General features: G+C 64.4%; 8 protein-coding genes and 1 pseudogene. 3 read left to right on the forward strand and 6 right to left on the reverse strand.

Annotated features, from left to right (window positions below; genetic code table 11):
• The 3 genes and pseudogenes from EN932_RS20485 to EN932_RS20495 all read left to right on the forward strand — a co-directional run.
• Positions 1-263: pseudogene (locus tag EN932_RS20485) on the forward strand (EEP domain-containing protein); the annotation flags it as partial.
• Between the two features lie 62 nt (positions 264-325).
• A complete protein-coding gene (locus tag EN932_RS20490) occupies positions 326-661 on the forward strand; it encodes a hypothetical protein (RefSeq protein WP_127370322.1) in 336 nt (111 codons plus the stop codon).
• Between the two features lie 377 nt (positions 662-1,038).
• The gene (locus tag EN932_RS20495) at positions 1,039-1,899 is read left to right on the forward strand and encodes a hypothetical protein (protein WP_024502664.1); all 861 of its coding nucleotides are present in this window, start codon (positions 1,039-1,041) and stop codon (positions 1,897-1,899) included.
• 62 nt (positions 1,900-1,961) lie between these two features.
• Here the strand turns inward: EN932_RS20495 and EN932_RS20500 are convergent, their stop codons facing one another.
• The 6 genes from EN932_RS20500 to EN932_RS20525 form a co-directional block, all read right to left on the reverse strand.
• A complete protein-coding gene (locus EN932_RS20500; protein WP_127385386.1) occupies positions 1,962-3,476 on the reverse strand; it encodes an aldehyde dehydrogenase family protein in 1,515 nt (504 codons plus the stop codon).
• Between the two features lie 185 nt (positions 3,477-3,661).
• On the reverse strand, positions 3,662-4,936 hold the full coding sequence (locus EN932_RS20505) for an RNA polymerase sigma factor (protein ID WP_013529830.1): 1,275 nt from the start codon (positions 4,934-4,936) through the stop codon (positions 3,662-3,664).
• Positions 4,933-5,307 carry a YciI family protein gene (locus tag EN932_RS20510; RefSeq protein WP_013529829.1) on the reverse strand — a complete coding sequence of 125 codons (375 nt, stop codon included), beginning with the start codon at positions 5,305-5,307 and terminating at the stop codon, positions 4,933-4,935. Before EN932_RS20510 ends, EN932_RS20505 begins: the two co-directional genes overlap by 4 nt.
• A 107-nt stretch (positions 5,308-5,414) precedes the next feature.
• Positions 5,415-6,521, reverse strand: a complete 1,107-nt coding sequence (locus tag EN932_RS20515) for a DNA topoisomerase IB (RefSeq protein WP_127369741.1) — start codon at positions 6,519-6,521, stop codon at positions 5,415-5,417.
• Between the two features lie 84 nt (positions 6,522-6,605).
• Entirely contained in the window at positions 6,606-7,490 is an 885-nt protein-coding gene (locus EN932_RS20520; RefSeq protein WP_013529827.1) for a transglutaminase family protein, read from the reverse strand.
• A 3-nt stretch (positions 7,491-7,493) separates the two neighbouring features.
• On the reverse strand, positions 7,494-9,456 hold a 1,963-nt coding region (locus EN932_RS20525; RefSeq protein WP_128369022.1), incomplete at its 5' end, for a circularly permuted type 2 ATP-grasp protein.

A 9,456-nucleotide genomic window follows, 5' to 3' on the forward strand; every position in this document is an offset into this window, starting at 1 on the left:
GGCTTGCCAACCGCTCCGCTCTCAACACGCTGCATGCGACGTTCGGCCCGCAGCCGCCGGCGGTCCCCACCTTCCCGTCGAACCTGCCGCTGCTGGCGCTCGACCGGATCATGGCCAACCGGCATGGCATGATTGCCGCCATCGACGCGCATGACACGCCGCTTTCACGCGTTGCCTCCGACCACCTGCCGCTGACGGCCTTCGTGCGCCTGGAGCGGGTGGACGATAACGCCTTGATGTCTCCCGCGTCGCAAAGAGTGTAAAATTAAGCGGAACGCCGGGTTCTTCCGCGAGTTACCATGTCTTGAACGTGTAGGAGGACGAGATGAAGAAGTTGATTCTGGCTTCCCTGTTGGCATTGGCCGCGACAGCGGCGATCACTGCGCCGACGCAAGCGGCAAGCGTGACCATCCAGTCCGACGACGACGACAGATATCTGCCGGATGACAATTCCGACAGTGGGATCGTTATTCGCCGTCACCACCGGGATCGCTATTACGACAATCAGTATGATGGCGACCGGAACGTTCAGTATGACGATGGCGAATACCGGTACGGCGAATATCGCCGCCACCACCGGCATCATCGCTGCCATATCGAACTGGTCAAGCACTGGCGCCACCACCACAGGGTGATCGAAGAGGTCCGCGTCTGCGGCTGATCCCGATCGAACCAACCGGCCGGCCAAAGCCGGCCGGTTTCATCGCGTATGGTGGCGAGAGATGCCGCCACCAGTTGGAAATGCCCCTGCAGACGACTGACGCGCGGCGCGGTTCGCGCAGCTGGATTACCTGGCTGATCTTGTCGCGATTGCGCTTGGCACGGTAACCCACTCTCCACCATCCCCGTCAAGCGGTACCGGCCCGCTTCCCAGGGCATGGCAATCGGTTAGCGGATCCCACCATGGACCGGTCGTTGCCCGACCCGTGTTCGGGTTGGGCTTGCTCTTCGCATTTGGTGCCTCTGGACACAGCCGTGGAAGGCTGAAAAATGTGGAGCGCAACTCGGCTTTTGGAGTTGAACCGGAACACCAGGAGGATGGCGCTGAAATTGGAAGATATTGCCGGCCATCCGGCGTTGCATCGCTACGTTCAGGAACAGTCCCTGGCGCTGATCCGAATCTATGAGGAGAGCCCTCGCCTGGCTTCCATTTTCGCCACGCAGCAGCGTTGGCTGATGGGTCATGTCGGCCTCGCCATGCATTTCAGGCGCGATCCGCACGACCGCCGCAAGGAACTGACGGTATCGCGGTTCATCGAGTTCGTGCACCAGCATGCGGTCGCCAGCCGCAACACGGCGGACGCTTTCATCAAGGAGATGCTGCACTACCACATCGCCGAGTATGTGTCGGGTGGCGACGGCCGTACGCACCCTTTGCAGCCGACGGCGGCAACCGTGCAGACCTTTACCGGCTGGGTCCTTGCCCATCTGCGGACGCTGGATCGCCTCGACGGCGCTGACCGCTTGGCCAGGTTCCTCGAACACCCCGAGATGGTTGCCGGGCTGCAGCCTCTGGTGGCGGACGGCCTGCTTGCCTCCAAGCCGGTGCGCGAACCCAACCAGACCTTTTCGCTGTTCATCTGGCTCAACAATGGCGGCATCGTCATGGACTGGCTGATGTCGGGCATCGACCCCGATCACGCCGGCCTGGACCAGATTCCGACCAGCGTGGTTTCGATCGGAGATTTCGCCAAATGGCTCAAGCTCTCGCGGACCCATCTGGCCCGCAAGCTGCGCGCTGCCGAGAATCTCGGCAGCATCGGCTGGCTCGGCCAGCGCGGCCATTCGGTGATGTGGGTGTCGAATACATTCTACCAGGAATACATGACAGTCCAGGCGGCCAAACTGGCCATCGTCGACACCGCTTTCAATGCCTGTTTTCCGCCGGCTGGAAGCTGATCGGTGCGGCATCCCCGTAACGGGGATGCCTTTCAATGCGGGCGATCAAAATCCCGAAGTTCTCAGTCGATGTCGAACGACACGCCCTGGGCGAGCGGCAGCGCCTTGGAATAGTTCACCGTGTTGGTGGCGCGCCGCATATAGGCCTTCCATGCGTCGGAGCCGCTCTCGCGGCCGCCGCCGGTTTCCTTTTCGCCGCCAAAGGCACCGCCGATCTCAGCGCCCGAGGTACCGATGTTGACATTGGCAATGCCGCAATCCGATCCGTCGACACCCAGGAAACGCTCGGATTCCTGCAGGTCGCGGGTGAAGATCGACGACGACAGGCCTGCGCCCACGGCATTGTGCTCGTCGAGCACGGCGTCGAAATCCGAATATTTCATCACATAGAGGATCGGCGCGAAGGTCTCTTCCGTGACAGGGGCCACCTGCTTGGGCATCTCGACCAGCGCCGGGTGCACGTAATAGGCATCCGGGTGCCCGTCCTCGACCCGGGTGCCGCCGGTCACCTTGCCGCCATGGGCGGCGGCTTCCTTCAGCGCCTTCTGCATGGCGTCAAAGGCCGCCTTGTCGATCAGCGGCCCGACCAGCGAGGAGGTCTCCAGCGGATTGCCGACAGACACACTCTCGTAGGCCTTCTTGAGGCGCGGAACCAGGGCGTCGTAGACGCTGTCATGCACGAACAGGCGCCGCAGCGTCGTGCAGCGCTGGCCGGCCGTGCCCATCGCTCCAAAGGCAATCGCGCGCAGCGCCATGTCGAGATCGGCGCTCGGGCAGACGATGCCGGCATTGTTGCCGCCGAGTTCGAGCACTGCGCGGGCAAAGCGCTTGGCCAGCCGCGGGCCGACGTCGCGGCCCATGCGGGTCGAGCCGGTCGCCGAAACCAGCGGCACCTTGGGGTGATCGACCAGGATCTCGCCGACGGCGCGGTCGCCGATCAGCACCGGCGCCAGGCCATCAGGTGCGTCCGCGCCGAAGCGCTTGACCGCACGCTTGAAGATAGCCTCGCAGGCAAGTGCGGTCAGCGGCGTCTTTTCCGACGGCTTCCACACCACCGCGTCACCGCAAACAAGCGCCAGGGCGGCATTCCAGGACCACACAGCGACCGGGAAATTGAAGGCGGAAATGACGCCGACGACGCCGAGCGGATGCCAGGTTTCCATCATCCGATGGCCCGGGCGCTCGGTGGCGATGGTCAGGCCGTACAATTGCCGGGAGAGGCCTACGGCGAAATCGCAGATGTCGATCATCTCCTGCACTTCGCCGAGCCCCTCGGACGGGATCTTGCCGACCTCGATCGACACCAGCCGGCCAAGCTCGGCCTTGTGCGCGCGCAGTTCCTCGCCGAGCAGCCGCACCAGTTCGCCACGCCGCGGGCCCGGCACCATGCGCCAGGCCTGGAAGGCCTTGTGCGCGGCATCGATCACCTTGGCCGCGTCAGCCGGCGAGATCGTCTTCAGCGCCGCGATCTGCTCGCCCGTCACCGGGCTGCGCACGATCAGGTCGCCGCCGACGAGCGCTTCCTTGGCCACGCCCAGTTTCGCCAGCAGTTCGGTCGTTTCCTTGCCTATCGTCATTCTTGTCCCTTTCAGATCCCGTCGCCATCATATGGCGCTGGGTTAAGCCTTCGCCGTGCCGCCCGTGTGCCGAAAGGCACTTCAGGCGCAGTCATGGCGTGGCATTACTCGTTTCAGGGGAAAATCGCCACCCCGGCATGGTCCAAGCCCAAACTACACGATTGAGCCAGATGGGGAGGTGACGCTCAGTTTGCCTTTTTCGCCGGCGGGCGCACCGCACCGTCCTTGATCAACCGGTCGATATGCATGCGGATATGGGCAGCTTCTGCCGCCGTGTTCGCAAGCGCTATGGCGCGGTCGAAGGCGACGCGCGCCTCGTCGCCCCGGTCGAGCTGCATCAAGAGGCCCCCCTTGAGCCCGAAAAAGTGGAAATAGCCGGAAAGCCGTTCCTCCAGCGGCTCGATCATGGCCAGCGCCTCCCCCGGTCCACGCACCTTCGAGACCGCGACGGCCCGGTTCAGCGTGACCACCGGCGACGGCTGCATCTGCTCCAGCAAGCGGTAGAGCAGGTCGATCTCGTTCCAGTCCGTATCCTCGGCCTTTTCGGCCCGCGCATGCAGCGCGGCAATCGCCGCCTGCACCTGGTAAGGGCCGGGCTTGCGATGGCGCAGCGCCTTGTCCACCAGTGCCAGCCCCTCATCGATCATCTTGCGGCTCCACAGGCTGCGATCCTGGTCTTCGAGCAGCACGATCTCGCCGCTCTCGTCGAAACGGGCCGGTGCGCGCGCATGCTGCAGAAGCAACAGCGCCGTCAGCCCCATGATCTCCGGCTCCGTCTGGAACAGCCGCAGCAACAGCCGTGCCAGCCGGATCGCCTCCTCGCACAGCGGCGCGCGGGCCGGCGCCTCGCCGCTGTTGGTCGAATAGCCCTCGTTGAAGACCAGGTAGACCATGGCGGCGACGGCGGCGAGCCGTTCCGAGCGCTCGACCGCGCCAGGCGTCTCGAACGGCACGCCGGCGTCCGCAATGCGCGCCTTGGCGCGAGTGATGCGCTGCTCCATGGCGCTTTCGCCAACCAGGAAGGCGCGCGCGATCTGCTTGACGGTGAGACCGGAGACGATGCGCAGCGCCACCGCGATCTGCTGCGTTGCCGGAAGATCAGGATGGCAGCAGATGAACAGCAGCCGCAATATGTCGTCGCGGTAGTGCGCCCCGTCCAGCCGCTCGGCGATATCGCTCTCGGCGTCTTCCAGATCGGAAACCTGGTCTTCCTCCGGCATCGGCGCCTGCTTGGCGCGCTTGCGCACCGCATCGATGCCGCTGTTGCGGCCGACGAAGATCAGCCAGGCCGCCGGGTCGCGCGGCGGCCCGTTCTGCGGCCAGTTCTTCAACGCCCTGAGGCACGCGTCCTGGAAAGCTTCCTCCGCCGTATCGAGATCGCGGAAATAACGCAGCAGCGCGCCCATCGCCTGCGGGCGGGCGGCGCTGATCGCGGAGCTGATCCAGGCCATTTCGGTCATGCGGAAACCGTTGTTGGGTTGAAGACCGAAACCGGCCGGATTTCATAGGAGCCGCCGCTCGGGTTGACCTCGGAAAGCTCGCGGGCGAACTCCACCGCCTCGTCGAGATCGGCGCATTCGAGCGTGTAGAAGCCGAGAAACTGTTCCTTGGTCTCGGCGAACGGCCCGTCGATGACGACCGATTCGCCTTTGACCTTCCTCAACGTCGTCGCGGCCGTGGTCGGCAGAAGCCGTGCCACCGGGCCGAGCCGACCAGCCTTGGCGTACTTGTCCTGAACGTCGAGGAGATTGGCCATGACCTCGTCGTCCTGTGCCTTGCTCCAGGAGCAGACGACATCTTCGGAGGCATAGCAGAGGATTGCGTAGAGCATGGCTGGTCCTTTTCTCTGTCAAAGGACGAAACAGTAAGACCGATCCCGACATGACGTCGATAAAAAAATCCAGATGTGACGGATTTGGCCACCGTCGGCCGCGTCGGTCAGCTTTCTCCCAGTTTCAGCCATCGCAACACGAGAGCTTCCTCGTCATCGAGACCGGCAATCGCCCGTTTGCGCTTGTTGGCCTGCGCCATTTCATCCAGCAACCGTCCCTCGGACCACGCTTCGAAGACCCGCGGATGGATATAGCATTTGCGGCAGACGGCACGCGTATTGCCCAGCCGCTCGGCAACCTTGTCGATGACGCTGTTCATCGCCCTGTTTCGCTGCGTCTGGCTTTGCGGCAGTTCCGTTTGCGCAAACAGCGACGCGGCGTGAATGGTGCCGCCCCAGGTGCGGAAATGCTTCGAACTGAAGGCGTCACCGACCGCCTCACGGATATAGCGGTTGACGTCCTCGGAGCGGACCGGCCGCCTGTCGCCATCCTCATCGAGATACTGGAACAGCTTCTGGCCTGGCAGGTCCTGCGCGCCACGCACAATCCTGGCGATGCGGCGGTCGGCCAGCTTCAGCTTCCACTCCTTGCCCGACTTGCCCTTGAAGGCAAAGCGCAGGCTTGAACCGACAATATCGACATGCCGGTCGCGCAACGTGGTCAGCCCGAAACTCTTGTTGTCGCGGGCGTAGGCGGCATTGCCGACGCGGATCATCGTGTTGTCGAGCAGCCAGACGACCGCGGCGACGACCCGCTCGAACGGCAAGCCACGACGGCGCAGATCGCTATCGACCCTGTGCCGCAGGTCCGGCAGGCTCTCGGCGAATGCGACAAGGCTCGAATATTTGGCACCATCGCGCTCTTCGGCCCATTGCGGATGATAACGATATTGCTTGCGTCCCCGCTGGTCCCTGCCGGTTGCCTGGATATGGCCGTCCGCGTCGGGCGAAATCCACACATCCGTCCAGGCCGGCGGAATGACGATCGCCTCGATGCGGGCTTTGGTGGCGTCCGAAACCGTCCGTCCGTCCGGTCCCTTGTAGGAAAACCCCTTGCCTGTCTTCAGCCGCCGGATACCAGGCTCGGCATCGCTGACATAACTAAGCGACGCATGATCGGCCGAGCTTTGTGCCCCGTTTTTGAACACGCCATCTGGCGATACAGCGTCCTCGCCAGCCGGTCGGCCGGGCGACAATCCGGATTTCTGCAACATGTCGGCTCCACGCGAATTCCGTAGATAAGCCACTGGCCGACCGCTGGTTCCACGCGCCGTCCGAAAACGGTGTCGAGCCTGCCTTCAGGCTTTCTCGAGCACAACCGGAATGACATCGACAGCCTGCTCGCCGACCTGTCCCCCCGTGGTCTTGAGCACGCCGACGATCGGCGCTACGTCCGAATAGTCGCGGCCGTAGCCGACGGTGATATGGTCGTTGCTGGCCCGCATGCCGTTGGTCGGATCGAATTCCTGCCAGCCTGCGTCGCGCCCGCACCAGACCTTGACCCAGGCATGCATGGCATCGGCGCCTTCCAGCCGGGGCTTGCCCTTCGGCGGGATGGTGCGCAGGAAGCCGCTGACATAGCCAGCGGGAATGCCGAGCCCACGCAGGCCGGCGATCATGATATGCGAAAAGTCCTGGCAGACACCGCGCTTCAGCCTGAAGGCATCGCTGGCCCGGGTCCGCACCGTCGTCGCCTCGCCGTCATAGGTGAAATCACGATGAATGCGATGGCACAGGTTCATGGCCGTGCTGGCGGCGGAACCGGCGATGCTGCTGCGTGCGTAGGCGGTGATCGCATCGTCGATGCCGGCATGGGTGCTGGCCGTCAGGAAATGGTGCGGTGCATCAGGTGCTAGAGACCGCACCGCGGCGAGCTCCTGCCTGAGCCGGGCGATATCGGGCGACACGTCGAGCCCGGGCTCGGGCCGAGACACCGACACGCGGGCGCTCATCCTGATGTCGAGCGCATCATGCGCGTCGCGAAAGGCGATCGAGGTGACGTTGTTGCCGAAGAAATCGGAAAAGTCGGAACGCTCGTTGGGCGCCGGCGCAAAGGACAGTGATGCGGCGATGACGCGCTGCACGCCTGATATCGTCGACGGCAGCACGCGCACCTGATGACGACCGCCGCCGGCAGCGGAAGCGTAATCATAGTGGAGATGAAGCCTGATATCGTAGAGCATGATTTATCCGAAATAGGCTTTGGCGAGGCTGTTGTAGAGGCCGCCGATTTCGTGGGCGAGCTCGTCCAGCGCCTTTGCCGTCATATCCGAAGGCTCCTTGATGGCGATCTGGGTGTTGAGCTGCAGGATTTCCTTCGCCGCCGGCGACATTTGCCCCTCCCCGCCGAGCGACGGCAACAGGCCGATTTCGGCCTTCAGCCTTTCGAGCTGGAACAGGATGGAGCGCGGGTTAAGCGGATCGAGCGCCAGCAGGTCGATCACCGTGCGCCGGCCGGCCTGCACCGGATATTGGCGGCGATGGGTCATCACGCTGTCGCCGATCTCCAGCATCATGTCGAGCGCGCCGTCCGGCGCCTTGGCGCTGGTCAGCCGCGACAGCGTGCGGGAGATCTGGATGCCGCGCTCCAGCCGGCGGCCGATCTCGAGGAAGCGCCAACCGGCGAAGCGGTACATGTTCTCGTGCAGCAGGCCGGAAAAGCCGGCGAGCTTACGCAGGATGACTGTCATCGCCCGGGTCGCGTCGTCGCCGGGCGCGACCGTCGTTGCGAACTGATGGATGGTTTTCGACAGGTCCTTCAGCGCCAGCCAGCCATCGGGCGAGAAGCGGTCGCGAATCTGCCCGGCGCTGTAGACCGCGCTATCCAGCGTGCCTATCAGCCCTGACGGGATCGCCGTCTCGACGTCGATGCCGAAAGGTTCGAGATAATCCCTGATGTCGGCGAGCAGCGGCATGTCCGGGTCGGACGTTTCGGCGAGCCGCACATGGTAGGCGCGCAGGATGCGCACCGTGTCTTCCGAGCGCTCGATGTAGCGGCCGAGCCAGGTCAGGTTCTCCGCCGCGCGACTGGGCAGGCTGCCGGGCCTGGTGCGGCTGAAACTGTCGCCTTCCTGCGGCAGCAGCGTCTCGCGCTCCACCGGTTTGTCGCTGACAACCCAGACATCCGCTGCCTGGCCGCCACGCTGCATGGCGATCGCCGTCGGGTCGAGCGACAGGCCGATGCGGGCAAAACCGCCCGGCATCACCGTCCAGCCCTCCGGCGTTCGCGCCAGGTAGACGCGCAGGCTCGCTGGCCGCGGCTCCAGCCACCCGCCGACATAGACGGGCGTCGTCGAAAGCGTCACCGCTTCCTGGCCGACAAAATCGCCGCCATCGCGTTCGATGCGCGCCACCAGCTCCGCCCGCTCTCCGGCCGACAGCGCCGAACCGAGCTTCGTTGAATCGTCATCCTCGAAGGCAAGTCTCGTCGATAGCGCCGGGCCGATCACCATGCGATCGATGTTGGCCAGCACATGCGCGCGTTCGGTTGCTTGCCCGCACCACCATGTCGCGACGCTTGGCAGCAGCAATTCCTCGCCCCGCAAGGCCCGTGAAATCTTGGGCAGGAAGGCGAGCAGCGCACGCGTCTCCATCAGGCCGGAGCCAAGCGCATTGACGGTAGCAACCGCGCCCTGGCGGATCGCCTCGACCAGGCCCGGCGTGCCGATCTGCGAATCCGGGCGCAGTTCGAGCGGATCGGCGAAGGCGGCATCGAGCCGCCGCCACAACACGCTGATCGGCATCAGGCCGGAAACCGTGCGTACCATGAGCCGGCCGCCTGAAACGGTCAAATCCTCGCCTTCGAGCAGCATGATGCCAAGGTAGCGGGCGATGTAGGCGTGTTCGTAATAGGTTTCGTTGAGCGGCCCCGGCGTGAGGATGGCGACGCGGCCGTCGGTCTCCTTGGCCATGCCGATCAGCGCGTCGCGAAAACGGCGGAAAAAGCCGGCAAGGCGGTGCACATGCATCTCGCCATAGATGTCGGACAGCGCGCGTGTGGTGGCGACGCGGTTTTCCAGTGCGAAGCCGGCGCCGGACGGCGCCTGCGTGCGATCGCCAAGCACCCACCACTGGCCGTCAGGTCCACGGCCGAGCTCGAAGGCGCAGAAATGCAGGAAGTGGCCGCCGGCCGGCTTGGTGCCGACGACA

The sequence above is a fragment of the Mesorhizobium sp. M7A.F.Ca.US.002.01.1.1 genome (genome assembly GCF_004022955.1).
Lineage (GTDB): Bacteria > Pseudomonadota > Alphaproteobacteria > Rhizobiales > Rhizobiaceae > Mesorhizobium > Mesorhizobium ciceri.

Bases quoted from the DNA above. Each gene is read 5' to 3' on its own strand.
- EN932_RS20490 (WP_127370322.1), top strand. From the start codon at position 326: ATGAAGAAGTTGATTCTGGCTTCCCTGTTGGCATTGGCCGCGACAGCG.
- EN932_RS20495 (WP_024502664.1), top strand. From the start codon at position 1,039: ATGGCGCTGAAATTGGAAGATATTGCCGGCCATCCGGCGTTGCATCGC.
- EN932_RS20500 (WP_127385386.1), bottom strand. From the start codon at position 3,476: ATGACGATAGGCAAGGAAACGACCGAACTGCTGGCGAAACTGGGCGTG.
- EN932_RS20505 (WP_013529830.1), bottom strand. From the start codon at position 4,936: ATGACCGAAATGGCCTGGATCAGCTCCGCGATCAGCGCCGCCCGCCCG.
- EN932_RS20510 (WP_013529829.1), bottom strand. From the start codon at position 5,307: ATGCTCTACGCAATCCTCTGCTATGCCTCCGAAGATGTCGTCTGCTCC.
- EN932_RS20515 (WP_127369741.1), bottom strand. From the start codon at position 6,521: ATGTTGCAGAAATCCGGATTGTCGCCCGGCCGACCGGCTGGCGAGGAC.
- EN932_RS20520 (WP_013529827.1), bottom strand. From the start codon at position 7,490: ATGCTCTACGATATCAGGCTTCATCTCCACTATGATTACGCTTCCGCT.